Here is a 23,231-nt window from a genome sequence, read left to right as displayed (position 1 = left end):
GCTCATGCCAGCGGACGATAGGCCGGACGATAGACTTTCGACTCCATATAGGCATCGAGATCGGATGGCGTCGCGATACCGGCGAGGCCGTGGTCGAAAATGTAACGAGCCACCTTGCGGGCCACATTGAGCGATACCTGGAGGATCATCGATTGGGGCGGATAGATGAGGCCCGTGGCGATCTGGGCCGGCGTCACCTCCTCGGCAAGCGCCTGGGCGGCGACGATGAACATCTCGTCGGTCACGCGCGCGGCCTCCGTCGCATAGATCGCCATGCCGATCGCCGGGAAGATATAGACGTTGTTGCCCTGGCTCGGCACGAAGGTCTTGTCGCCGAGAAAGACTGGCTGGAACGGACTGCCGCTGGCGAAGACGGCTTTGCCGTCGGTCCAGCGATAGGCCTCTTCCGCGGTGCATTCCGAATGCGACGTCGGATTGGAATAGGGAAAGATGATCGGCCGCTCATTGAGCCTCGCCATCGTCTCGATGACGCCTTGGTTGAAGGCCTTGCCGACGCCCGAGACGCCGATGATGGCGGTGGGCTTGAGCGTCTCTATCGCCGTCGTGAAATTGTCGAGGGGCGCATGCTCATGCGCGAAAGGTTGCTGGAATTCGTTCAAGCCTTCGCGCTTCGACTGGATGAGCCCGCCGACATCATAGAGCCAGCAGCGCCGCCGCGCCTCGGCCTGCGACAGGCCTTCCTGCTCCAGAGCCTTGGCGAGGAGCGCCGCAATGCCGGTCGCGGCCGTGCCGGCGCCCAGAAAGAGGAAACGCTGATCCTTCAGCGTGCCGCCGACAATCTTCGATGCCGCGGCGAGCCCCGCCAACGCCACCGCCGCGGTGCCCTGAATATCGTCATTGAAGCAACATACCTTGTCGCGATAGCGCGCCAGGATCGGGGCAGCATGCGGCAGCGCGAAATCCTCAAACTGGATGCATGCGCGTGGAAATACATCTTGGACCGCCATGATGAATTCATCGATGAAGGAATCGTATTCGGAGCCGGTCACGCGCGGCTCGCGGAGGCCCAGATAGAGCGGATGCTTGCTGAGTTGCTCGTTGTTGGTGCCGACATCGAGCGTGATCGGCAAGGTCACCCTGGGCGGCACGCCGGCGCAGGCCGTGTACAGCGCCAGTTTGCCGATCGGAATCCCCATGCCGTTGATGCCGAGATCGCCGAGCCCCAAAATACGCTCGCCATCGGTGACGACGATGAAGCGCACGTCCTTGTGCGGCCAGTTGCGAAGCAGATCGCGCAGCTGGCCCTTGCGTTTTATCGACAGATAGACGCCGGCCGGGCGGCGCAGAATCTGGTCGAATTTCTGGCAGGCCTCGCCCACAGTCGGCGTGTAGACGAGCGGCAGGAAGCGCGCCGGGTCCGACATCAGTGCCTTGAAATAAAGCGTCTCGTCATTGTCGCGTAACGAAGACAGGAATATATAGCGCTCGAGATCGGTCGGCTTGTAGTCGAGCTGAACCAGAACGCGCTGCAGGCGCACATTCTCGTCCTCCACACAGTCGGGCAACAGGCCGACCAGCCCGAACTTTTCCCGCTCCGCCTCGGTGAAGGCAGTCGAGCGGTTCAGTGCCGGATCACGCAGCAGCGCCACGCCGGTCGGATGGTTGGTGGGAGGAGTCGATGTCGCAGTCATAATCATTTCCTTCGGTCGGCAGGACGTTGCGGAAGCTTGCCGCGGCCTGTCGGTTCTCGTCTGAGCCACATATAGCCCGTCCATGCCGGATGATATAAGAGGGTGCGGGGGCCGGAGACAGGCAGATGAATGAAGTGATCAGCTTCGGCACGATGACCCTCAAATTCTTCCATTCCAAAGAATCGACGGCCGGTAGCCTCGATATGTTCCGCATGACCGTACAGCCACATGGCCGCGTCCCGGTGCCGCATTATCATGAGAGCTGGGACGAAGCGGTCTACGGTCTCTCCGGTACTTTGCACTTCACCGTCGACGGCAAGACCTTGCCCTTGGGGCCGGGTGACACGCTGTTCATCAAGCGCGGCGTCGTCCACGGTTTCAACAATGTTACCGAGGACCCCGCCACGTGTCTCTGCGTGCTCACCCCCGGCGTGCTCGGCCCCGGTTATTTTCGCGAGATGGCCGCCCTTCTCGCGTCCGGCACGCCTAATCCGCAACGCATCAAGGAGACCATGCTGCGGCATGGGCTGGTGCCGGTGCCACCGAAAGCCTGATCAGTTGCCGGCGAGCGCGTTCAGAATGCGCTTGCTCGGCCGCCCGTTGGGCTTCATGCCGGCCTTCTTCTGCGCTTCCTTGATCGCGGCGACGGTGATCGGCCCGATGCGCCCGTCCGCCTCACCCTTGTAATAGCCCTGACGAATCAGAAGCTCCTGCAGGCGCTTGCGTTCGACCCGGCTCAAGCCCGGATCGTCGGTCGGCCAGGGTGTCTTCAGCGCTCCCTTGCCGGCGAGGCGGTCGGAGAGATGGCCGATCGCGAGCGCGTAGGACTCGGCCGCATTGTAGGAGTAGAGCGCGTCGAAATTGCGCGAAACGAGGAAGGACGGCCCCGAACGCCCCGCCGGCCTGATCAGGCCGTAGGAGCCACTCGACGGGAGGGCCGAGCCATCGGCACGGGTCACGCCGAGCTTGGTCCAGGCCGATGCTGGCGCCTTGCGGGAGCGGCCGACCGGTCCCTTGTAGGAAGCAGGGACTTTCACCTCGAAGCCCCATGGCAATCCCGACTGCCAGCCCGCCTTGTCGAGGAAGTTGGCCGCGGAAGCGAGCGCATCCGGCACCGAGCGGATCGTGTCGCGCCGGCCGTCACGGTCGAAATCGACGGCGAGGCGGCGATAGGTCGAGGGCATGAACTGAGTCTGGCCGAAGGCGCCGGCCCAGGAGCCGGTAAGATCGGCGAGCTTCACGTCGCCCGCCTGGACGATACGCAAGGCCTGGATGAGTTCGGCCTTGAACACCGCCGGCTTCTTGCCGCCGCAGACGACATTGGGCAATGCATGCGGCAGGAAGAAGTCGCCCTTCTCGCGACCATAGTCACTCTCCACGCCCCACAGCGCCGCGAGGACGAAACGGTTGACACCATAGGCCTTCTCGACGGCACGCAGGGTCTTGTCATGGGCACTGAGCATCTTCGCGCCATCAGCGAGGCGCGCGGCGTCCACGAGGAAGGCCATATAGTCCCAGATGGCGATGCGATATTCGGGCTGGGTCCTGGAGAAGCGCACCGCCTTCTCGTCGAAGGCAATGCCCTTGAAGGCGGCATCGACGAGGTCGGGTTTGATGCCCGCTTTCAGAACATCGGCGCGCACAGCCTTGACGCAGCTTTCGAAGGAAGCCCAGGCAGGAGGCGCGAAAAGGCCTGCAGCAAGGACCACGCCACAGGCGCCGAACAGTCGACGAAGAACACGAGTCATGATGCCATCCCAGAATGTTGGCGCAGCCTAGCAGCTGCCTCATCGGAAGTGAATCCCTTCGCCATGTCGGCTTGTTCACTCGAACTCTTTGTCACGACTATGGCTTGAGCCCCGGCTTGGCGTAATCGGGGATTCTAAAGCGGCGGCGATAGGCGCCGGGCGCCAGACCCGTCACGCGCCGGAACAGGCGGCGGAAGAAGGCCGGCTCCTCATAGCCCACCTGCCAGCTGATCTCATCGACAGAAGCCTCAGTCCGCTCGAGACGGCGTTTGGCGTCCTCGATGCGCAGGCGTTGCACATAAGCGATCGGGCTGAGGCCTATGGCGGCGGCAAAGCGACGCTTGAAGGTGCGCTCCGTGAGCCCGCTGCGCCGGACCATTTCCTCCAGGGGATTGATCACCGAGAAATGCCCGGCGACCCAGTCCTGCGCCGCCTTGATGGCGACATCGCCATGATCGCTGCGGCCCTCGAACACGATATAGGGCGCCAGCCCATCCTGATGCCATTGCAGCGCGAAGGCGCGCGCCACCGCCTGCGCCGCGGTCGCACCGGCATGGCGGCCGATCAGATAGAGCACCAGATCGTGCCAGGTCATCGATGCGCCCGAGCTGATCAGCTCCTCGCGTTTGCCGGAGATGACGAGCACCCGTTCCGGATTGATCGGCACCTGGGGAAAAGCTTTCGCGAATGCGTTGCCGTAGTGGAAATGCACCGTCGCCTCCTTGCCGTCGAACAACCCCGTCTCGGCGAGCAGGAATATGCCGGAGCAGGCCGAGCAGGGCAGCGCGCCGCGCCGATGCATGGCGCTGAGCCAGTCGACGAGCTCGGGATAGCGGCCCTTCTGCCAGCCTTCCGGCCCGAGCAGCACGGAAGGAACGATGATGATGTCGGTCTCGACAATCGTCGCGACCGCCCGCTTGACCGGCACCGGCACGCGGCTCGCCAGCTCCAGCGAACCCGGCTTCATCCCCACGATCTCGACCCGGAAAGGCGGCGGATCGGCGGGCGACGCGCCGGCCAGCGGCATCATGGCGAAGGCATTCATCACATCGAAGATGCCGCTCAACGTCGACACCACGGCCTCGGGTATGGCGACGAGGCTCACATGGAGCGGCTCCGAACCGGCCGAAGCGGGCTGACGCGGCATTGCGGTTTCCCTGACTGCAGGACGGCACGTTAGCTCCGAACGGCCGACCGCGCCATGTTTCCGGGCCGCAATGGCGCAATCGGCCCGATTCTGGACAGGTCGGCTCTGCCGCGGCGGTCGCCGGATCGTCAATGTGCGCACCGCCCATGGACGACCATGGCCCGCGCAACAGGAGACAGATATGGACGATATGCACCACAAGACGACGGATGCCGGCAAGCTCGACGCCCTGCTCGGCCGGGCGATCCAGGATATTTCGGCCGGCTATGGCGGCGTCATGATCAGCCTCGGCCACAGGCTCGGCCTCTACAAGGCGATGGCCGGTGCCGGTCCCCTCACCGCCGGCGAGCTGGCGCGCCGCGCGCGCTGCGCCGAACGCTATGTGCGCGAATGGCTCAACTCGCAGGTCGCGGGCGGCTATCTCGACTATCATGCGATCAGCGATACCTATGAGATGACGGCTGAGCAGGCCTTCGTTCTCGCCGATGAGGAAAGCCCCGTCTTCATGCCCAATGCCTGGGCTGTCCCCGCCTCGATGTGGGCCGATGAAGACAAGGCTGTGGAAGCGTTCCAGACCGGCAAGGGCATCGCCTGGGGCGATCATGATGGGCGGCTCTTCTGCGGCGTCGCCGCCTTCTACCGCAATGCCTATCGCGGCAGCCTGGTGCCGGAATGGCTGCCGGCTCTCGGCGGCGTCGTCGCCAAGCTCGCGGCCGGCGCCCTCGTCGCCGATATCGGCTGCGGCCATGGCCATTCGACGACACTGATGGCCAAGGCATTTCCCAACTCGCAGTTCCGCGGTTTCGACACGCATCGCCAGTCGGTCGACGAAGCGAACCGACTCGCCATCGAAGCGGGTGTCGCGCAGCAAGCGACCTTCGCGAGGGCAAAGGCGGATGATTATCCCGGCACCGGCTATGACCTCATCTGCTTCTTCGATTGCCTGCACGATATGGGCGATCCGGTCGCCGCGGCGACGCATGCGGCCAAAGCGCTGGCGCCCGACGGCACCGTCATGCTGGTGGAGCCCTTCGCCCACGATCATGTAGAGGACAATGTCTCGCCGGTGGCGCGCATGTATTATGCCGCTTCGACGACCATTTGCTGCGCCCATGCGATCTCCGAGGGAGGACGTCTGGTGCTCGGCGCCCAGGCCGGCGAAGCGCGGCTTGGCGATGTGTTCCGCAAAGCAGGCTTCACCCGCTTCCGCCGGGCTCTGGCGACGCCGTTCAACCTCGTTCTCGAAGCCAGGCTCTGATCACCTCCCGCAATCTGGATGAGATCCGTCGCGGAAAGGGCGGATCTCATTCGGCACTCCAGCCTTCGCTGCCGACCCCGTGATGCACGATGAAGAGTCCCTCGGGATCGTATTGGCGCTTCACTTTGAGCAGCCTGTCATAGTTGGCGCCCCAGAAGGATGTCTGCCAATCCCTTTCGAAGAAATCGCTTTCCGACACATAAGAACCCGCAGACGGATCGAGGTCGCGCAATTGCGCCATGGCACGGTCTATTGCGGCCGCGTCCTGGCGCGCTTTGGCGATATCGGGCTCATATCCCGGCACGCCCGGATAGGCCGGCGGCCCGTGGGCGCCCGCGATGGCCAGGGCGAAGGCGTCGAGGACTTGAGGATTCATCGCCGTGTCGCGCGCCGCATCGATCGCACTGGCGGGAGCGCCGGCAAGCCCCTTGTTGAAATGGAGCGATATGCTCCAATGCCGCGTTGCGCGGAACAAAGCGCCGATCAGAGTCTCCTGTCGCTCAGGTGCAAGGAAGGACTTCGCCAGCCAGCACGACTGGTAGCCATGCAGGACCTGTCCCGCCTCTTGCCTGTTGCTGGCCCAGAACAGATTGCCCTCTGGCGCGCCGGGACGGTCATCGGACAATATCAAGCCGGGAAGTCCTTTCAGGAATTGCGGACTCCAGAAATCACGTGCCGGTGCCGCGAGGATGGCGGGCTCCTGGGCGAAGGTGAAATCCTGCGGTGAGTTCCTGACCCAGTCGAAGAACGGACGCCATGCAGCTTCCGCTTCCTTCTGGCTCAATCCCTGGAATACCATGCCGATACCGATTTCGTGGCCCGGGCGGAACGTGATCTGCTCGCCCCAATGCGGGTTGAACAGCGCTTCGGCGTAGAAGGCGATGAGACGGGCGATCAGGCGGCGCCAGGCGTCCGTCGACCGAGCCTTGATCGTGGCGAAGACCCCGCCGAAGAAATTCGGGAAATCATGCGTGCGCAGCGTCAGCCGCGTCACGACACCGAAGCTGCCGCCGCCGCCTCCCTTCAGCGCCCAGAACAGGTCGGGATTAATGCAGGCATTGGCGATGCGCACCACGCCATCGGCGGTCACGATTTCGGCCTCGATCAGGCTTGCCGCCGCAAGGCCATAAGCCTTCGAGAAGGGCCCGAAGCCGCCTCCCTGGATGAGACCCGCCACCCCGACGGTCAGGCAACCGCCGCCCTGGACATAGCGTCCCGCCTGGCGCGCCGCCTCGTCATAGGCCCGCCCCCATAATGCACCGGCGCCGATCGTTGCCGCCGGTACAGATGCCTGTTCGCAGCCTTTTGCGATAAAGTCGTCGTGCGTGGTGATCGTCTGCATCCGGCGCGTCCAGATCAGCAGGGAGCCGGCGGCATTCGAGGCGCCGTGATAGCTGTGGCCGCCGCCCTTGACGATGAGCCGCAGTTTCTTCGCGCGGGCGAAATTGACCGCCGCGACGATATCGGCGGTTGTTTCCGCCGCGACCGCATAGGCGCTGGGCTGCGAGGTCCAGGCATCGACCCAACCCAACGCCTGGGTCAGCCCCGCTTCATCGCCCAGATAATAGGGATTGCGCAGATTGGCGAAGACTTGCGCCGTGCGGGCACGGTCCGCGGAACCAATACAGGGCGTGATGGGCGAGGAGACCTCGATGAGGCGGCCATTCACTTGCCCGCGCAGGCGACCCCAGTCGGCCGGGGCCGGCCAGTCCCGATCACCGGGCCGAACACGCGACCGAGCCAAACCGGAAGCGGATGAAGCCATGGCGGACAGAAGGGAAACTGCCGCCGCCCCGAGCAATGTCCGCCGCTTCATCGGGCGCCCTCCAGGGGACAAGCCGGCAAACGCATGCTAGAAACCGGCACGCTTTGCGAGGTGATGGCCATGAGACTCTCCTGTGGCGCGGTCCGCGCCTCTCATTGGAGCCTGTTTGGTGTCCGCCGGAATCGTTTGGGGACGAATGGCGGTGCCCCTGCCGCGAATGGCGGCGCGGCATGACGGCCGAGCCCTTGATTGGTGATCCCGGCGAGAAAATCGAACCCGATTTTCACTTCCCCCGCTGGCTGTGGTCTCTCTATGTGCTCATGCTGACGGCGATCGCCCTTGTCGGGGCGACCTCCTTCTGGATGGAGGCCGGACGTGACGGTGACGATCCCTCCTTCTGGCCCTTTGCAGTCGATGAAGCGACCAGTGTCGTGGCAGTTCTCGCGCTCACCCCGCTTCTCCTCGCTTGGGCGAAACGGCTCGCGCCGAGCCGCATCGGATGGGCATTGACGCTCCTCGGCCATGCGGCCGGGTTGATCGTCTTCATTCTTCTCCATGTCGTCCTCATGCTGCTGCTGCGGTTCCTCTCCTATCCGCTCTTCGGCGGCGTCTATGGTCTGGACAACGAACCGTTCCTGACGCGACTGATCTATGAGGGTCGCAAGGACAGTCTGACTTATGTCGGGCTCGTCATCGGCGCCTGGCTTCTCGCGACCCTCTTCGCGCGGCGCGCCAATGCCACACCGGCGCCGCAAGCCGAAGCGCCGTCGCGCCTCGAGATCCGGGATGGCGCGAAGCGCCTCTGGCTCGCGACGCACGACATCCAATGGGTCGAGGCCGCGGGCAACTATGTCGAGCTGCATCTCGCCGATCGCAGCCTCTTACGCCGGCAGACACTGGCGGCGCTGGAGCGCGACCTTGCGGGGCAGGATTTTGTGCGCATCCATCGCTCGCGACTGGTCAATGCACGCCATGTCGTGGGCGCCGAGACGAATGAAAGCGGCGACTTCTCCATCACGCTCAAGGACGGACGACGACTCTCTGGAAGCCGGCGCTGGCGCGGGGGTCTCAATAGGCTGGCGCTGCGTTAGGGGATCACCTTGGCAAAAGGTCACGTGGCTCCCTGCCCCATTGGATGCTAGGACGCCCCCATCGCAGGTTCCGAAAGGTAATGCTCTCGTTGCGCAAGGATATCCATACAGCCGGCATTCCGGTGCTCTGTGCCGCCTGTGAGGCGCGTCATCGCGGCGTCTGCGGCGCGCTTTCGCCCGAGCAGCTGGTGGAGCTCGCCAAGTCATCGGTCAAGCACAAGGCACCGCAGGGCGAGGAGCTCGTCGGCGATGCCGAACGCGTCGAGCGCTATTCCAATGTAATGTCCGGCGTCGTGAAGCTGAGCAAGACTCTGCCCGATGGGCGCCAGCAGATCGTCGGCCTGCAATTCGCACCCGATTTCGTCGGCCGCCCCTTCCGCAGCGAAAGCGCCGTTACGGCCGAGGCCGCGACCCAGGTCGACCTGTGCTCCTTCCCGCGCCAGGCTATCGAGCGGATGATGGAAGAGCAGCCGGATTTCGAGCATCGCCTTCTCAAGCAGACGCTGCGGGAACTCGACCAGGCGCGCGACTGGATGGTGACGCTCGGCCGCAAGACCGCGAGCGAGAAAGTGGCGAGCTTTCTTCTCATGATCGCCCGCAATATCAGTCCCGCCGCCGATCCGGCACCATCGCCCACCACATTCGACCTGCCCTTGTCGCGCGCCGAGATTGCCGATTTCCTCGGCCTCACCATCGAAACCGTCAGCCGGCAGCTCACCCGCCTGCGCACCGACGGCGTGATCCGGATCGAAGGCACGCGCCGTGTGACCGTTGTCGATATCGATCGTCTCGTCGCGCAGGCCGGCGACTGACAGCCCTTATCCGTCGCAACCGATGGCGGTCAGGATATGGTCGCGCTCGAAGGCGATATGACGGCGCATCGCCTCGAAGAAAGCCCGCAGCATATAGCCGAAGGCTTCCGGATTGCTGACTGCCGCGCCGTGGCCGATGGCGAGCAGCATCTCGGTCAGATCCTCGGCGGCGCTGTCGTCCTCGAGATGCTCGGCTGTGAGTCTGGCGATGACCCTTGCCTCGCCGCGCTCGGCAATGAAAGCAGGAAATATCGCCTCCTCTTCCAGGCGATGACAGGCCCGCAGCAACGGAACGAGCGTGCTGGCGATGGTCAGGCACTTGAGACGGTCGACGCGCGCCGGCAGATCGTCGGCGATCGCCTCGAGCGCGGCGCAGAGCTCGAGCTTCTCGGCATGCAGCCGCGCCAGATCGATACAGGGAACATGCTCGCCGGCACGGCACACCGCGCCCGCCGGACAGGCCTCCAGCACCCGGCAGCTCCATGCTTCCTGTCTCATGGCGACGCCGCGCCTCGGTGTTTCATGACGGATTCCTTTCGCAAGGCTTCCTTCTAGCCGGACCTGCGGCAAAGCGGTTTGATCTGGGTCAAGCAGGTGCGACGTCAGGCCCGGCTGGATATTCCTGTCAGAGCCAGTTCTCAAGGCTTTGCGAACCTGATTGGCGTGCCGTTGAAATGCGTCAGCTGACCGGTCAAGGCCATCTCATAGAGACGTTTCAGATCCGCGTGGCCGTACCAAACCCTTTTCAATGGGGGAGCGGACCTGCTCTAAGGTCGAGATATGGTGGACGCCGTCTCGACCGGACTCACAGCGCAACCTGCCAGCTCCGTCGGGGCGCGGCACGTGCGGCTCGTCCTCTTCCTGGCCATCGCCGCCTTCATGCTCGCCGGCCCGGTGATCGAACAGGCCTTGGGCACGCGCACGGTGTTTTGGCGCTCCTGGACGATGTTCAGCGGCATTGGTCTGGGCCTGATCGAGGCCTCTTTCACGACCCGCGCTCCCGACGGCACATCGCGCCCCCTGAACCGCTTCGCGGTGCTCGGGGTTCCGCCCGGCGGGAAGCTCAAGCGCATCGAGAATGCCGACGAACTCACTTCCATCATCGAGCGACTATGTGCCGTCCTGGGGTCCGGTGCGGATCTGCGCGTCGCGGCGCGGCTGGCGACGCGCGGCGGCTGGCGGATCATCCGCACGGAGGAACAGAATGCCTGCGCCGGCTGAGGCGGATGGAAATGGCCGGCACCTGTTGGCGCGCTTCGCCGACTGGGCAGTCTCATCATATGGCTCGTCGCGCTCTTCGGCCCTTGTCCGCGTCGGACTAGCCCTGCTCTTCTGGTCGCGTTGGGCCGGCGAATTGCTACTCTATATGAACCAGTCGCTCCCCGGCCTTATCCTGTCGGTCAATTTCTTCATCGCGACCACGCTGCTCTTCGTCGGCTACAAGAGCCGGCTTGCGGCGGTGTGGAGCGGGCTGGTCGGTTTCGCCATCTATTACTATTTCGGCCATGCGCTGGGCCGCGAACCCTGGACGCATCACCATGCCTATCTGCTCTCCGTTGCGGCCCTGCTCATCGCGCTTACGCCGTGCGGACGCTCCTTCTCGCTCGACCGCTATCTGGCGGTCACGCGGGCCCGGCGTGAGGGACATGCGCCGCCCCCCGAATATGGCAACCTGTGGGGCCTCAGACTCATCGTCCTGCAACTTTCGGTGCTCTATTTCTTCTCCGCTTTTGACAAGACCAGTCTCGCGTTTCTGAGCGGCGCCAGGCTCGAGCACATATTCCTCTGGTTCTATGCCGGCTCAGACTATCCGGGCCTGCCCGGCTTTCGGCACCTCGCCATGCTGACGGCCATCGCCGTTGTGCTGCTCGAATATGCCCTGGCATTCGGCCTGCCCTTTCTCCCCACCAGGCGCTACCTCATCTGGGCGGGTCTTGCCTTCCACGCCATCATCTATGTCGCCTTGCCGGTCTACACGTTCAGCGCGACTATGATGGTGCTCTATCTGGCCTATCTCGATGCGGATGACGTCGACAAAGTGATCCGGCGCGTGCAAGGGATGGAGCCTGCTGCGAAAACCGGGGAGACGACATCATGAGGCGCGAACCAGGCCGGTCCGGCCTTCCGGCGGCGGGCTTCGGCGTAATTCTTCTCGCCGGTCCCGCCGGCGCGACTGATCCGCTCTATCCGGCACGCGACTGGAGCGCCTTCAGCGGCGGCGAGATGAACACGTCCCTCCTGGTGTTTCGCGACATCAACCGGAATGGCGTCTACGATCTCGGCGACCGTCCGATGCCGAATATAGCGGTCGAGCTCGGCAAGCCGGACGGGCGCACCAGCCTGGAGAGGACGAATGTCAGCGGCTTCGCCAATTTCCGCATGTCGGTTCTCCGGCGCGATCGTGAAGTGGTGGACCCCGGACGCTACAGCTTCCGCGTGATGAAGCCGCCCGGCTGGTCGATCACGACCGTCAACGACATGCAGGAAAGCGACTATGTGGTCAGGCCCGGCGCGCCCGGCGACATGATCGCGCTCAGGACGACGCATCCCGTCGGTCTCGCGGCGGATCTGACGATCAGTGGCGTGGCCGCGGCCGGCACATCGATCTCAGCCATTGGACCCGAAGGTGCGAAGCGTGATCTCAGAGCCGGCGCCGACGGGCGTTTCAGTATCGAAGCGAGCCCCGGCGACTGGCAGATCGAGGCCGCGTCCGAGCGCCGCAAGGTGACGGTCGATCAGGCGCCGGTTGTACTGTCCGCTTTTGCGGGCGCGACGGAGAGCGAGGAACCGCCGCTCCCGGAAACCCGTGTCATCGGCTTCGATGACCTCGCAACCTCCGGCGTATTCGAGGTGCCTTCGGGCTATGGCGGGCTCGACTGGTACAACATCGTCGCCATGCATCAGCGTTTCACCGGCGGGCCCGGCTACATCAACGCGGCCGTGTCGGGCGAGTTCATCGCCTATAACAGCTCAGGCCATCCGGCGACGGTCGCCAGCGACAAGCCCTTCGATTTCGCCGGAGCCTATATGGGGGCCGGCTGGGATAGCGCGGAAGGCGAGACACTGCATATCCGGGCATGGCGGGGCGAGGACGTGGCACATGAGGATCAGGTCGTGCTCTCCTCCACCAGGCCCGTCTATTTCGCCGCCGACTATCGGCGCATCACCAAGATCGAGATCAAGACCGAGCATTATTGGCAAGCCGTCATCGACGATTTCGCCTTTCGCACCGGGAAATAGGATCGGATCAGGCCGGCGCGCCTGAGGTCGTCGTCGTCAGCAGGATTGTCCTGTCAGCGGACCACAGAAATCCGGATCATATCTGTCGGATCTGTCGGATCTGTCGGGGCCGGAGGCCGGGTCCGCGCTGCGGCCAGGGCTGTTTCCACCACCGATGGTGCCCCCGCCGCCCGGACTGCCGCCATTGCCGGGACTGCCGCCATTCCCGCCATTGCCGCCATTCCCCCCATTTCCACCGTTCCCGCCATTGCCGGGCGTACCGCCACCATTCCCGCCATTGCCGCCATTCCCGCCATTGCCGCCATTGCCGGGCGTACCGCTACCATTCCCACCGTTCCCGCCATTGCCACCATTCGCTGCCATCTGCGAGCGACCGGGAAGCTGGCCGTCTTTGGCAATCACCGGTTGCCCCGTGACAGAAAGTGCTGCGATCTGGGTGAGTGCATCGAACGAGGACGGTGCATTGCCTGCCGAAGCCGTGGTGGCCAGCAAGGCTGCCGATGCCACGAGTACGGCGAAAAACACGTAGCTGGTGCGCACCACGGCGCGTTGTGGCGAAAGCCGGTCCGAATGCATGTGCGAATCCCCGAGACGCCGCAGGCGGCGTGCCGACGGCGGGCTTTTCTAGCAATCCCTTCCGCCGCGTCGCCAGAGTGAAACGGAATCCACCCAAAAAAAGTCACTGCTCACGGCAAGGTGGCGGGCCCCGTCAATTCGCCTCTTCGCCATCGAGATAGTCTCTGACCCCCGACATGTCGAAGATCGTGCGCTCCCGGCCCAGAGCGCGGACATCCATCTTGTTGGAATCGGGCATCACCTGGACATCGTTCGGGTTGCGCTCACCGATCATCAGATAGCTGCAGGGGCCGGAGCCGCTGTTGAGGAAACTGTGGCCGACCCTTTGCCCGGCCGGGAAGCACACATAGTCACCCGCTTTCATGACATGGCGCTCCTCGCCGAGCAGCAATGTCACCTCGCCTTCGAGGATGAGCGCGTGCTCTTCCTCCAGCATGTGATAGTGCCGCGGCGCCAGCCGCATGCCGGGCGGCGGCCCTTCGATCAGGACACCAACATGGTAGTTCTCGCCCACCGCCTCGAAGGTCAGATGCTTGTTGCGGTCGAAGAAGCCGCGCTCCAGAGGCCTTTCATGCCAGGCGATATCTGGCGTCGAGATCGGTGGCTTCGGTTCCAGGGCGGCCTCTATCACCAGGGGCGGGACCGTGGAGGGCACCGCGCTCTCCGGCAGACCAGTCTCCTCCCCATCCTAGTAATCGCGCGTCGCGCCGAGATCGAAGACCGCGTCCCGTCCCAAAGGCCGCAGCAGCACTTTATTCGAATCCGGATAGACGACCACCTCATTCGGATTGCGCTCGCCGACGAGCACATAGCGGCAGACGGCGCTGCTGGTGTTGATGAGGCAATGTCCGGCCTTCTGTCCGGCGGGAAAGCAGACATAGTCGCCGGCTTTCATCTCGTATGACGCGGCTCCCAGGCGCAAGGTGAGCGCGCCTTCCAGGACGAAGACATGCTCTTCCTCGAAGATGTGATAATGCCGGGGCGAACTTTGTTTTCCCGGCGCCAGTTCCTCGATCACCACGCCGACGCGATAGTCGTCGCCCAGCGCGGCGCGGCTCAGATGACGGTAGCGCGACGCGAAACGCGGCGCCTCGGAGAATTCCTCCCAGGCGACCTCGCGCGACGGAATCGGGCGCAGCGGGAAAACAGGCACCTTCGACATAGATCAGCCCTCCGGATTAATTGGGACGAGGCACCTAAACGAGGCGGCGGGGTTCACGGGTCTGCCGCGAACACATCCATCAGGATGAATTCCGGCTCCCTGCGCTTATGCGCGTCGATGAGCGGCACCAGCCGCCGGAAATGCTCGCTCGCGCAATGCGCATCGAGTGCCGCCCGATCCGGCCACGCCTCGATGAAGATGAAATGCCCGGGATCCTTCTGGTCGACGAAGAGATCATAGGCGATGCACAACTCCTCCTGCCGGGTCTTCTCGACGAGTTCGGCGTAGAGCGGGCGGACGATATCGATGGCTTCCGGCTTGATGAAGTCCTCGGCGATCACCTTAAGCATAGTCAGCTCCGGCCAGCTCAGGCGCCGCCACGGTCTGACGCAGATGCAGTTCGCCCCATTGGCACAGGCTCGCGACCCCGGCGCTCAAGGCGGCACAATGCGGTGTGAGAAAGTAGACGACCTTGGGCGGCGACGTGTCATGGCTCTCGCGGCGCACCAGGCCGTCTGCCTCCATCTCGCGTAATTGCTGCTCCAGCATCTTCTCGCTGATGCCCGGGATGATCTGGCGCAACCGGCCGAAGCGGGGCGGCGCCGTATTGAGGGCGCAGAGAATGTCGATCTTCCATTTGCCGCCGATGATCCTGATCGCGGTGGTGAAACCGCAGTCCTTCGGTATGACCGTCATCGCTGTCTCCCTTACCCGCGGGTTAGCACTAACCTCGCGGTGCGTATTGTCTCCATCCGGATGGCTTCATAGCTACCGTCCATAAATGCCGCGTGCAACCCGCAGCAGATCACAAGGACAGGAGGTGGAAGGTTAAGACATCGGTCAGCATGTTGGGTGCCGGGATTGCCGCCGGCCGGCTCCAGGATGACTTCGCCGCGATGACGCTGTTCACGCGGAGGCCTTAGGCCAGGTCTCGACCCTTGCGGCTGTTCCATCCGGCGAACCTCCCCGGGCTGCCCGCATGTGACGAGCGTTGCCGATCAGGTCTTCGATGTCGCTGGCGAAGATCAGAGTGGGAAGCTGGCGTGCGAGCCATTGCAGGCTCTCCGCAACCAGTTTGCCCCGGATTGGCGGCATGCTCCAGGGCGAGACGGCCCTCTGTCCAACGATGTGGACAGCGGCAAACAGCACCAGCGCCGCGTCTTCCGCCGTGATCAGCATTCCGGGACTGGCAAGATAGGCGGCAAGATAATCGCGCAAGCTGACGATGCCTGCCTCCCTCAATCGCTCCGGAACCGGCCAGAGCGACAGATCATCGAGAGCATCCTGACGCTCGTAGCCATGCACCCAACGATCCGACCAGCCCGTCTCCTCACGGGCGTGACGCAACAACTTCACCAGATCGTCGCTGTCGCCTCCCTGTGAACTCGATCTCTGATGCGCTTGCGTGATCACATTCCACGACGGGCCATCCTGGTAGATATTCTCGAAAATGCCATGCCGCGCCAAAGCATGGACAAGCGCCGCCGCTGCATGTCCCCAATCGGCGCGCTCCGCGCCAGGTTTGGGCGCCGCAAGAATCAATTCGGCCATCAATATGGCCCCAGTTCTGGTCAGCACCTCCGCTTCATTTGCCGAAGCGGCGGTGAATGTCTCCAGCCTGTGAGGTTCGCCCGGCGATCTGAAATAGCGCGAGGGCGCCGTCTCGCCGGCGTCCGCGTTGACGAGGTCATTAGAATTGGCGACAAATTCCTCAGAGGCCGCCACCAATGCCTTGATAACATCGCTGCCTTCGATCGGAGGCGGCTCCAGAGGCTCCCCGCCAGCGGGCCCTGCCTCCGGCGGTATTGGCCCGCCACCGCCAGCACCATCGCCGCCACCCGACCCCATATAGGCGCGACGGATGAACTCCGTCAGTTCGTCGAGCGTCGCAAATGCGGCCTCGCCTCTCTCAGTGAAAAGCCCCAGCTGATGCCCGCCGCGCGCGGCGGCGAAGGCCAGTCCCCGGCTCGCGATGGGCACCGCCTGAAAGAAGGGCGCATCGATATGGACGGCCATGACGGAGGGGTCCGGCTTCTCGTCTTTCAGATCCGCTTCGCGGAAACTGGCGAAGCCGCTGCCGGCGATGGCGTCCAGAGCATCGATGTACCACAACTCGCTCATCCGCGATCCGTCCGACCGTCATCACCACACGAACCGGAACTCTGTCGGGGCCCTTGCCGAGCGCCGCTTCGGCCACCCGGCGGCGATGCCGCCACTGCAACTCGGCGAAACCGGGCAGCGGACCATTGCGAGCGCGGTCGGCGATGCGCGCCTCAGCCGCGGCATCGGCCGAGCCCAATCTGCACTCCTCCACATCCCGCGCGGCGAATGAACCGCGCTTCGGAATCTCGATATAGTCCTCGTCCGCGAGGACCCCTTCCGAGACGGCGCCCGTCGTCATCCGCCGCCGGCTGTCGGGGCGTTGCTCGAGTATCTTGCAAATGACCATGTCGGGCACGTCATCGGGCCAGCGTCCCGCCCAGCCATCGAGTTCGGCAACGGAGTTCTTGTGGGTGCCGCTCTCGTCGCCGGGCACATGGATCCGATCCACGACCGGATCGCATGAAAGGTCGTAGCTGTTGCGGTAGAGAACCAGCGACTCCCTTGGCACCTTGTCATACCGCAGCACCAGGCACGCATCGCCGAAGTACCTTATGCCGGTACCGTTCAGCTCCAGGGCCCCGTAATAGATATCCGCCGGGATGTCAGCCTGCCCGGGCCAGCCCACTTCGGCGACGACATTGTCGATGCGCTCGCGCAAAGGCAGGGTGCCGGGAGGATTGGAGGGGGGAGCGTTGCCGAGCCGGCCGGCCGGAGCGTTCATCAGATCATATCGGTTCAAGTAAGCGGGGTGCTGCGCCGCGCCGCTTTTCGACATGAAGCTCGGTATATGAGCCGTCGATATGTTGTAGACCAGTCGCACGCCGCCGCGCGGCGTGGAGGTTGCGTGCGGTCCCGCGCCGCGCATTACGCGCTCGACCATCCGCGCATTCGCCTTCCGGTACTGCGCATAGTCTGTCGTATAGTCGGTTGACCGGTCGGTGATACCTTCGGAGACCGTGGTCCAATCAGGCTTGGCCATGAAGGCGTCCCATCCAGCGCCGGACGAGCCGCGATGACCGAGCGGCTCCCCCTTTGAATAGATGGAACTACCACATATCTTTACGTGAGGATATGTTTATCCGGCTATCTGAGAACCATCTGGATGCTGCCCTCGCCCATGGCCCCAGATGGAAAAGGCTCATCAGTCCGTACATGAAGACCATGCCGGTGAGCGGCGATCCTTGCGGGCTTCCGCACAGCATCAGCGCCGGATCGCCGCCGAGCCAGCCCGTGAGCAGCGCCATGACGGCGAAAGTCGGCGCGGCGGCGAGGCTGAGGGCGGAGGCGATCATGGCACACCTCAGGCCTTGGCGTATTCGTCGTGACGGCGGAACCACAGGCCCTGCTCGTTGCGTCCTTTGGGCGCCCGGTCTAGCCACTGATACATGCCCCACAGGCCGTCGAGCCCGCGCGCATAGGTGGAATAGGTGTGATAGATGTCGTCGCCCTCGCGCGCGAAAGCGCTGAGGCCCGGCCGGTCGCGCCCAAAAGTGGCGGGATCGGTGCCGGAGCGGGCGGCGAATTCGACGACGGGCGGCGGCACCGGATCCAGGTCCAGCGCATGGGCGTTGCGCGCGTAATTATAGTCGATGCGGCCCTGACGCTGCTGCTCCTCGGTGAAGGAGACGTCGAAGTCGAAATTGAAGTCGCTGTCGCGCGACGACGCCCAGGGGAAGCTCCAACCCATGCGCTTCCTGTAGGCGGTGAGCTTGGCGAGGGGCGCGCGCGACACCGTCCACAGCATGACGTCGTGGTTCGCCAGATGGACGGCGAAGCCGTCATAGCTGTCGGCGATCGACGAGCAGGAGATGCAGCCGGCCTCGTAATCGGGACCGAACATGAAGTGATAGACGAGAAGCTGCGAGCGGCCCTGGAAGAGATCGGCGAGCGTGGCGGATCCCTTCTCGGTATCAAAGCGATAGGTCTTGTCGAGCTTCACCCAGGGCAGTTCCTGGCGCATGCGCGCCAGCTCGTCGCTACGCCTTGTATGCTCCTTCTCCGCCTTGAGGAGTGCGAGCCTCTTGGTGAGCCAGACATCATGCGTTGCGGTCGAATGAATGGTCATGGTGTTTCTCCTTTCGGGATGAATTTAAGAGCGGAATGCACGGGGGAGTGAGTGACAAAACTGGCGCGATTGGATGGCGCCTGGATCACCACCCGACCCCCATCCGGCAATCCCGGCTTACAGCCGGGATTGCCACCTTCCCCGCAAGGGGGAAGGAGAAGGTGCGCGCGCACGCATCGCTCAATGCTCCATATGGTCGAGGCACAGCACGTCGCGATAGGCGCAGAGATCGGCGAGGAGCTGCTTCTCGTTGCTGAGGATCTTCGCCTTCTCCGCTTGGCCGATGAGCTGGATCATGTAGCTGTGCTCGGGATTGCCCTGCCTGTCGACGAAGGGATAGACGAGGCTGTCGAAGTCGGCGAAATCAGGCGCGGCGCCGATCTCGGCATTGGTGAGATAGGGCGCATAGAACATCAGATGCGGCATGGCCATGGTGCGGACCTTCAGATCCGGCGGGCCCAAGGTGCGCATGATCGGCGCCACCATGTAGGAGAGACCGGGCTTCTCCGGCACCTTATAGGTTTTGTCGCGGAAACGTTTCTCGACCTCGGCCTTGAGCTCCGCCGGGCCCATGCCTTGCGCGCGCAAAGTCGCCGTATCCATGATGTAACTGAGATAGGTCTTCGTGCCTTCGGCGTCGTAGCAGAGCGGGACATAGATATCGTTGCGAAAGTTCGCGAGCTCCCATTGGGTACGCTCGACGATGCAGGTGACGCCATTGGTGCCCTGCTTGGCGAGCTTGTAGCCGGTCTTCGGATCGAGCAGATGCACGGTGGCCCTGTCGCGCAGGAGCGGTGGTGCGGCGCTCAGCGCAAGCTGCAATTCGAGCTTGGGCGGCATGGCTTCGATCGTCGTGTCGGCGGCGCGCATGGGTGTGGCCGCGGCGAGAGTGATGCCAATAAGGGCGGTGATAAAAACGAGCTTCATGAGTTCTCCTTGTCCTTGGTGGTGTCGTCGAGGATACTGAAGGCTATCGAAGGGACGGGAGTGACAAGTGTGGCGGGATTTCCATGGACTCACTGATCACGGCTGCGGCCCGCGCCCTTGCGGCAGGCGATCCGCTGGGCGCGCTGAAGCGGGTGGCGCTGCGCGAGGATGCGCCGGCGCTGGCACTGCGCGGCATCGCCATGGCGCAGCTCGGCGAACTCGAGCGCGCCAAGCTGCTGCTGCGCCGGGCGGCGCGCACCTTCGGCTCGAAAGAGGCGGTGGCGCGGGCCCGCTGCATCGTCGCCGAAGCCGAGGTTGCGCTCGCCTCGCGTGACCTGGGCTGGCCTGCCCAGATGCTCGATCAGGCGCGCGCCGTGCTCGAAGAGCATGGCGACAGAGCCAATGCCGCCCATGCGCGCTATCTCGCCGTGCGCCGCCTGCTCCTCATCGGCCGGCTCGACGAGGCGGAGGCGTCGCTCAAGGATCTCGATCCCACACATCTGCCGCCCGCCTTGCGCACCGCGCATGAGCTGGTGGTGGCCGGCATCGCGATGCGCCGCATCGACACGAAGACAGCGCGCGCGGCGCTGGCGCGGGCGGAACGGGCGGCCGATTTCACCCACATCCCGCCGCTGATGGCCGAAGTCGAAAGCGCGGCACTGCTTCTGGATGCGCCGGCGGCGCGGCTCATCAGCCGAGGCGAGGAGCGCCCTCTCCTGCTCGATGACGTCGAGGCGCTTTTCACATCGAAGGCGCTCATCATCGATGCCTGCCGCCATGCCGTGCGAGACCGGCACAGCGTGGTGTCGTTGGCGACGCGCCCGGTTCTCTTCGCGCTCGCCCGCGTCCTGGCCGAGGCGTGGCCCAAGGATGTGGCGCGCGATGTGCTGCTCGCCCGGGCCTTCGGCGCAAAGCATGCCGATGAGTCGCACCGCGCGCGACTGCGCGTCGAGATCGGGCGGCTGCGCCGGATGCTGCACCGGCACGCACGCATCAGCGCGACGGAACGCGGCTTCGTGCTGGAGCCGGCCAAGGCGCAGGAGGTGATGGTGCTGGCACGTCCCGTCGAGGAGAAGCATGCTTCGGTTCTGGCCTTTCTTGCCGATGGCGAATCCTGGTCGAGCTCGGCCCTGGCGCTGGCCTTAGGCGCGAGCCAGCGCAGCGTGCAGCGGGCGCTCGAGGAACTGGCGCAGGCGAACAAGGTGCAGTTCTATGGCCGCGGCCGGGCGCGCCGCTGGACGAGCCCGCCGGTGCCCGGTTTCACGACGACATTGTTACTCCCGGCACCGCTGGCGAGTGATTAGATTGTGAGCGTCGCCGTAGCGTCGAGCTCACGCGCTTCCCCTTCTCCCGTTGTGGGAGAGGGGAAAACTGATGCAGGATAGAAGCATGAAAAGATCGCAAGCCGAGATCATCCGCGAATATGGTCCCTTTCCCGATGTCAAGAATGTGGGCGGAATTACCTATGACGGGCGCAATGTATGGCTCGCCGGCGGCGCCACGCTGAACGCGCTCGATCCCGAGAGCGGCGAGACGGTGCGCAAGATCGATGTCGCCGCGGATGCCGGCACCGCTTTCGACGGTGAGTTTCTCTGGCAGATCGCGGAAGCACGCATCCAGAAGATCGATCCCAAGTCGGGGCGCGTGGTCGCGACCATTCCCGCACCCGGCGGCGGCGGCGATTCAGGTCTCGCCTGGGGCGAAGGCACGTTATGGGTCGGGCAATATCGCGAGCGCAAGATCCACCAGATAGACCCTGAGACGGGCAAGATCCTGCGCACGATCGAGTCGAAGCGCTTCGTCACCGGTGTCAGCTGGGTCGATGGCGAGCTGTGGCATGGCACCTGGGAAGGTGATGAGAGCGACATCCGGCGCATCGATCCCGAGACCGGCGAAGTGCTGCAGCAGATCGACATGCCGGCAGGCACCGCCGTGTCGGGCCTAGAAGCCGATGGAGCGGACCGCTTCTATTGCGGCGGTGGCAACAGCAGCAAGGTGCGCGCCGTGCGAAGGCCCAGATAGCCTGTTGTTCTCCTGTTATTTACAGGGGAATTAACAGGGGATTTGCAGGCGACTACAGAGAACTACAGGGACTTCTCGCGAAGAGCGCGGGACAGGGAGTTCTCCCGGTTCCGCCGATCGTGGAATTTCCTGACTCGAATGTGCCCATGAATGCAAGTGATGATCGCACGAACACCCTCACCCACCCTGTCAGGGCCTCGCGCATCACAGTCCGCTCTTCTCTGCTGTGTCATCCAGGCTTTCGCCCCTATCGTATGCACACATCTCGTGAGGGATGCGCCCTTACCCTCGCCCCGCTTTAGCGGGGAGAGGGAGGGACCCATTGCGTAGCAATGGGAGGGTGAGGGGCCCTTGCGAGATTGAGTTCGACTTCAGACAACTGAACGCTCTCGCGACAGCATGCCCTCACTGCGTCGGTGGCCGTGCCCCTCACCCTTCCCGCCGCTGCGCGTCGGGCCCCTTCCCTCTCCCCGCTGCGCTTCGCTTGCAGGGCGAGGGTAAAGCGGCAGGCCGGTCATCAGATGTGTGAATCCGATGACGACAGGGAGGATCCCGCCCCGGCTACTCGGCCGCCTGGCGTTTCGGCAGGACCCAGTCGGCGCGCGGGAAGTGGCAGGTATAGCCGTGCGGATATTTCATCAGATAATCCTGGTGCTCGGGCTCGGCCTCCCAGAAATCACCCACGGGTTCGACCTCGGTCACCACTTTGCCAGGCCACAGGCCTGAGGCATTCACGTCCGCAATGGTGTCCTCGGCGATGTGCTTCTGCGCGTCGTTCAGATAATAGATCGCCGAGCGATAGGCCATGCCCCTGTCGTTGCCCTGCCGATTCAGCGTCGTCGGATCATGGATCTGGAAGAAGAACTCCAGGATCCGCCTGTAGCTGATCTTCTCCGGATCGAAGACGATCTCGATGCCTTCGGCATGGGTGCCGTGGTTGCGATAGGTGGCGTTCTTCACATCGCCGCCGGTATAGCCGACACGGGTTGCGACGACGCCGGGCAGCCTGCGGATGAGGTCCTGCATGCCCCAGAAGCAGCCACCAGCGAGAACAGCTTTCTCTGTCATTGGATGTCCTCCACCTGGTTCAGATAATCACCATAGCCCTGGGCCCCCATTTCATCGCGCGGAATGAAGCGCAAGGAGGCGGAATTGATGCAGTAACGAAGCCCGCCTTGATCCGGCGGACCGTCCGGGAACACATGGCCCAGATGACTGTCGCCATGCGTCGAGCGCACCTCGGTGCGGATCATGCCATGCGAGACGTCGCGCAACTCGTTGATATTGGCCGGCACGATGGGCTTGGTGAAGCTCGGCCAGCCGCAGCCCGAGTCGAACTTGTCGGCGGAGGCGAAAAGCGGTTCGCCGGAGACGATATCGACATAGATGCCCGGCTCCTTGTTGTCGTTGTATTCGCCGGTGAAGGGGCGCTCGGTGGCGCTCTCCTGGGTCACCTTGAACTGGATGGGCGTGAGCTTTGCGACAGCCTCCGCGGTCTTACGGTAGCTCATGGCGTCTTACTCCATTCTTGATTTTGCCGCCCCAATATGGCGATGGGGCGGCGATTTTTCCATGCAAAACCCGCATGGACATGTCACCCGGCGCAATTGCACCGGGTCCACATCGCCTCTCTACGCGGGAACCACCGCCCGCGTTACACGAG

The 23,231-nt window shown here is 63.9% G+C and carries 25 protein-coding genes; 9 read left to right on the top strand and 16 right to left on the bottom strand.

Features of this window, described 5'->3' with window-relative positions:
* Positions 1 to 2: 2 nt before the first annotated feature.
* Positions 3 to 1,652 (bottom strand): NAD-dependent malic enzyme, encoded by a 1,650-nt coding sequence (locus G5V57_RS24050; RefSeq protein ID WP_165170123.1) that lies wholly within the window; start codon positions 1,650 to 1,652, stop codon positions 3 to 5.
* A gap of 125 nt (positions 1,653 to 1,777) precedes the next feature.
* Between G5V57_RS24050 and G5V57_RS24045 the strand changes: the two genes are divergently transcribed.
* On the top strand, positions 1,778 to 2,206 hold the full coding sequence (locus tag G5V57_RS24045) for a cupin domain-containing protein (RefSeq protein ID WP_165170121.1): 429 nt from the start codon (positions 1,778 to 1,780) through the stop codon (positions 2,204 to 2,206).
* Here G5V57_RS24045 and G5V57_RS24040 read toward each other — a convergent pair whose 3' ends face one another.
* Together G5V57_RS24040 and G5V57_RS24035 are read right to left on the bottom strand one after the other, a co-directional pair.
* Complete coding sequence (locus G5V57_RS24040; RefSeq protein ID WP_165170119.1) at positions 2,207 to 3,400, bottom strand: lytic murein transglycosylase; 1,194 nt, start codon at positions 3,398 to 3,400, stop codon at positions 2,207 to 2,209.
* Between the two features lie 97 nt (positions 3,401 to 3,497).
* Complete coding sequence (locus G5V57_RS24035) at positions 3,498 to 4,547, bottom strand: GlxA family transcriptional regulator (protein WP_165170117.1); 1,050 nt, start codon at positions 4,545 to 4,547, stop codon at positions 3,498 to 3,500.
* A 181-nt stretch (positions 4,548 to 4,728) separates the two neighbouring features.
* Here G5V57_RS24035 and G5V57_RS24030 point away from each other — a divergent pair, with 181 nt between their 5' ends.
* Positions 4,729 to 5,805, top strand: a complete 1,077-nt coding sequence (locus G5V57_RS24030; RefSeq protein WP_165170115.1) for a class I SAM-dependent methyltransferase — start codon at positions 4,729 to 4,731, stop codon at positions 5,803 to 5,805.
* A gap of 46 nt (positions 5,806 to 5,851) precedes the next feature.
* On the opposite strand, the gene G5V57_RS24025 is transcribed toward G5V57_RS24030, so the two are convergent.
* The gene (locus G5V57_RS24025; protein ID WP_165170113.1) at positions 5,852 to 7,621 is read right to left on the bottom strand and encodes an FAD-binding oxidoreductase; all 1,770 of its coding nucleotides are present in this window, start codon (positions 7,619 to 7,621) and stop codon (positions 5,852 to 5,854) included.
* A gap of 179 nt (positions 7,622 to 7,800) precedes the next feature.
* Between G5V57_RS24025 and G5V57_RS24020 the strand changes: the two genes are divergently transcribed.
* A complete protein-coding gene (locus G5V57_RS24020) occupies positions 7,801 to 8,661 on the top strand; it encodes a LytTR family DNA-binding domain-containing protein (RefSeq protein WP_165170111.1) in 861 nt (286 codons plus the stop codon).
* Positions 8,662 to 8,741: 80 nt separating this feature from the next.
* A complete protein-coding gene (locus G5V57_RS24015) occupies positions 8,742 to 9,473 on the top strand; it encodes a Crp/Fnr family transcriptional regulator (protein WP_165170109.1) in 732 nt (243 codons plus the stop codon).
* A gap of 6 nt (positions 9,474 to 9,479) precedes the next feature.
* Here G5V57_RS24015 and G5V57_RS24010 read toward each other — a convergent pair whose 3' ends face one another.
* Entirely contained in the window at positions 9,480 to 9,971 is a 492-nt protein-coding gene (locus tag G5V57_RS24010; protein WP_165170107.1) for a hemerythrin domain-containing protein, read from the bottom strand.
* Between the two features lie 345 nt (positions 9,972 to 10,316).
* Here G5V57_RS24010 and G5V57_RS24005 point away from each other — a divergent pair, with 345 nt between their 5' ends.
* From G5V57_RS24005 to G5V57_RS23995, 3 genes are read left to right on the top strand one after another with little or no spacing between them, the layout of a single operon-like run.
* Entirely contained in the window at positions 10,317 to 10,694 is a 378-nt protein-coding gene (locus G5V57_RS24005) for a hypothetical protein (RefSeq protein ID WP_165170105.1), read from the top strand.
* Complete coding sequence (locus G5V57_RS24000) at positions 10,678 to 11,571, top strand: HTTM domain-containing protein (RefSeq protein ID WP_165170103.1); 894 nt, start codon at positions 10,678 to 10,680, stop codon at positions 11,569 to 11,571. The genes G5V57_RS24005 and G5V57_RS24000 overlap by 17 nt, the downstream gene beginning before the upstream one ends.
* Complete coding sequence (locus G5V57_RS23995) at positions 11,568 to 12,713, top strand: hypothetical protein (protein WP_165170101.1); 1,146 nt, start codon at positions 11,568 to 11,570, stop codon at positions 12,711 to 12,713. The genes G5V57_RS24000 and G5V57_RS23995 overlap by 4 nt, the downstream gene beginning before the upstream one ends.
* Positions 12,714 to 12,749: 36 nt before the next feature.
* On the opposite strand, the gene G5V57_RS33985 is transcribed toward G5V57_RS23995, so the two are convergent.
* The 9 genes from G5V57_RS33985 to G5V57_RS23950 form a co-directional block, all read right to left on the bottom strand.
* Positions 12,750 to 13,289: a hypothetical protein gene (locus G5V57_RS33985; protein ID WP_206530094.1), complete on the bottom strand. Its 540-nt coding sequence runs from the start codon at positions 13,287 to 13,289 to the stop codon at positions 12,750 to 12,752.
* 133 nt (positions 13,290 to 13,422) lie between these two features.
* Positions 13,423 to 13,944: a cupin domain-containing protein gene (locus G5V57_RS23985; RefSeq protein ID WP_165170099.1), complete on the bottom strand. Its 522-nt coding sequence runs from the start codon at positions 13,942 to 13,944 to the stop codon at positions 13,423 to 13,425.
* 33 nt (positions 13,945 to 13,977) lie between these two features.
* Positions 13,978 to 14,451 (bottom strand): cupin domain-containing protein, encoded by a 474-nt coding sequence (locus tag G5V57_RS23980; protein WP_165170097.1) that lies wholly within the window; start codon positions 14,449 to 14,451, stop codon positions 13,978 to 13,980.
* Positions 14,452 to 14,504: 53 nt separating this feature from the next.
* Positions 14,505 to 14,801: a putative quinol monooxygenase gene (locus G5V57_RS23975; protein WP_165170095.1), complete on the bottom strand. Its 297-nt coding sequence runs from the start codon at positions 14,799 to 14,801 to the stop codon at positions 14,505 to 14,507.
* Entirely contained in the window at positions 14,794 to 15,147 is a 354-nt protein-coding gene (locus tag G5V57_RS23970; protein WP_165170093.1) for a helix-turn-helix domain-containing protein, read from the bottom strand. Before G5V57_RS23970 ends, G5V57_RS23975 begins: the two co-directional genes overlap by 8 nt.
* A gap of 210 nt (positions 15,148 to 15,357) precedes the next feature.
* Positions 15,358 to 16,572: a hypothetical protein gene (locus G5V57_RS23965; RefSeq protein ID WP_165170091.1), complete on the bottom strand. Its 1,215-nt coding sequence runs from the start codon at positions 16,570 to 16,572 to the stop codon at positions 15,358 to 15,360.
* 1,028 nt (positions 16,573 to 17,600) lie between these two features.
* The gene (locus G5V57_RS23960) at positions 17,601 to 17,846 is read right to left on the bottom strand and encodes a hypothetical protein (RefSeq protein ID WP_165170089.1); all 246 of its coding nucleotides are present in this window, start codon (positions 17,844 to 17,846) and stop codon (positions 17,601 to 17,603) included.
* 8 nt (positions 17,847 to 17,854) lie between these two features.
* Positions 17,855 to 18,619, bottom strand: coding sequence for a DUF899 domain-containing protein (locus G5V57_RS23955; RefSeq protein ID WP_165170087.1), 765 nt, complete (start codon positions 18,617 to 18,619; stop codon positions 17,855 to 17,857).
* 180 nt (positions 18,620 to 18,799) lie between these two features.
* A complete protein-coding gene (locus G5V57_RS23950; RefSeq protein ID WP_165170085.1) occupies positions 18,800 to 19,546 on the bottom strand; it encodes a hypothetical protein in 747 nt (248 codons plus the stop codon).
* Positions 19,547 to 19,629: 83 nt separating this feature from the next.
* On the opposite strand from G5V57_RS23950, the gene G5V57_RS23945 reads away from it, so the two are divergent.
* Entirely contained in the window at positions 19,630 to 20,850 is a 1,221-nt protein-coding gene (locus tag G5V57_RS23945; RefSeq protein WP_165170083.1) for a helix-turn-helix domain-containing protein, read from the top strand.
* Positions 20,851 to 20,935: 85 nt separating this feature from the next.
* Positions 20,936 to 21,568: a DUF5074 domain-containing protein gene (locus G5V57_RS23940; RefSeq protein ID WP_165170081.1), complete on the top strand. Its 633-nt coding sequence runs from the start codon at positions 20,936 to 20,938 to the stop codon at positions 21,566 to 21,568.
* Between the two features lie 561 nt (positions 21,569 to 22,129).
* Here G5V57_RS23940 and msrA read toward each other — a convergent pair.
* Positions 22,130 to 22,636 (bottom strand): peptide-methionine (S)-S-oxide reductase MsrA, encoded by a 507-nt coding sequence (gene msrA / locus G5V57_RS23935; RefSeq protein ID WP_165170079.1) that lies wholly within the window; start codon positions 22,634 to 22,636, stop codon positions 22,130 to 22,132.
* A complete protein-coding gene (msrB, locus tag G5V57_RS23930) occupies positions 22,633 to 23,079 on the bottom strand; it encodes a peptide-methionine (R)-S-oxide reductase MsrB (protein ID WP_165170077.1) in 447 nt (148 codons plus the stop codon). Before msrB ends, msrA begins: the two co-directional genes overlap by 4 nt.
* Positions 23,080 to 23,231: the final 152 nt, after the last annotated feature.

Source organism: Nordella sp. HKS 07, assembly GCF_011046735.1.
Classification (GTDB): Bacteria; Pseudomonadota; Alphaproteobacteria; order Rhizobiales; family Aestuariivirgaceae; genus Taklimakanibacter.
Note: the sequence above shows the minus strand (reverse complement) of the source record. Positions and strands in the feature narration are given on the sequence as shown.

Coding starts and splice junctions, on each gene's coding strand:
- G5V57_RS24050 (WP_165170123.1), bottom strand. CDS start 1,652: ATGACTGCGACATCGACTCCTCCCACCAACCATCCGACCGGCGTGGCG.
- G5V57_RS24045 (WP_165170121.1), top strand. CDS start 1,778: ATGAATGAAGTGATCAGCTTCGGCACGATGACCCTCAAATTCTTCCAT.
- G5V57_RS24040 (WP_165170119.1), bottom strand. CDS start 3,400: ATGACTCGTGTTCTTCGTCGACTGTTCGGCGCCTGTGGCGTGGTCCTT.
- G5V57_RS24035 (WP_165170117.1), bottom strand. CDS start 4,547: ATGCCGCGTCAGCCCGCTTCGGCCGGTTCGGAGCCGCTCCATGTGAGC.
- G5V57_RS24030 (WP_165170115.1), top strand. CDS start 4,729: ATGGACGATATGCACCACAAGACGACGGATGCCGGCAAGCTCGACGCC.
- G5V57_RS24025 (WP_165170113.1), bottom strand. CDS start 7,621: ATGAAGCGGCGGACATTGCTCGGGGCGGCGGCAGTTTCCCTTCTGTCC.
- G5V57_RS24020 (WP_165170111.1), top strand. CDS start 7,801: ATGACGGCCGAGCCCTTGATTGGTGATCCCGGCGAGAAAATCGAACCC.
- G5V57_RS24015 (WP_165170109.1), top strand. CDS start 8,742: ATGCTCTCGTTGCGCAAGGATATCCATACAGCCGGCATTCCGGTGCTC.
- G5V57_RS24010 (WP_165170107.1), bottom strand. CDS start 9,971: ATGAGACAGGAAGCATGGAGCTGCCGGGTGCTGGAGGCCTGTCCGGCG.
- G5V57_RS24000 (WP_165170103.1), top strand. CDS start 10,678: ATGCCTGCGCCGGCTGAGGCGGATGGAAATGGCCGGCACCTGTTGGCG.
- G5V57_RS23995 (WP_165170101.1), top strand. CDS start 11,568: ATGAGGCGCGAACCAGGCCGGTCCGGCCTTCCGGCGGCGGGCTTCGGC.
- G5V57_RS33985 (WP_206530094.1), bottom strand. CDS start 13,289: ATGCATTCGGACCGGCTTTCGCCACAACGCGCCGTGGTGCGCACCAGC.
- G5V57_RS23980 (WP_165170097.1), bottom strand. CDS start 14,451: ATGTCGAAGGTGCCTGTTTTCCCGCTGCGCCCGATTCCGTCGCGCGAG.
- G5V57_RS23975 (WP_165170095.1), bottom strand. CDS start 14,801: ATGCTTAAGGTGATCGCCGAGGACTTCATCAAGCCGGAAGCCATCGAT.
- G5V57_RS23970 (WP_165170093.1), bottom strand. CDS start 15,147: ATGACGGTCATACCGAAGGACTGCGGTTTCACCACCGCGATCAGGATC.
- G5V57_RS23965 (WP_165170091.1), bottom strand. CDS start 16,572: ATGAGCGAGTTGTGGTACATCGATGCTCTGGACGCCATCGCCGGCAGC.
- G5V57_RS23960 (WP_165170089.1), bottom strand. CDS start 17,846: ATGATCGCCTCCGCCCTCAGCCTCGCCGCCGCGCCGACTTTCGCCGTC.
- G5V57_RS23955 (WP_165170087.1), bottom strand. CDS start 18,619: ATGACCATTCATTCGACCGCAACGCATGATGTCTGGCTCACCAAGAGG.
- G5V57_RS23950 (WP_165170085.1), bottom strand. CDS start 19,546: ATGAAGCTCGTTTTTATCACCGCCCTTATTGGCATCACTCTCGCCGCG.
- G5V57_RS23945 (WP_165170083.1), top strand. CDS start 19,630: ATGGACTCACTGATCACGGCTGCGGCCCGCGCCCTTGCGGCAGGCGAT.
- G5V57_RS23940 (WP_165170081.1), top strand. CDS start 20,936: ATGAAAAGATCGCAAGCCGAGATCATCCGCGAATATGGTCCCTTTCCC.
- msrA (WP_165170079.1), bottom strand. CDS start 22,636: ATGACAGAGAAAGCTGTTCTCGCTGGTGGCTGCTTCTGGGGCATGCAG.
- msrB (WP_165170077.1), bottom strand. CDS start 23,079: ATGAGCTACCGTAAGACCGCGGAGGCTGTCGCAAAGCTCACGCCCATC.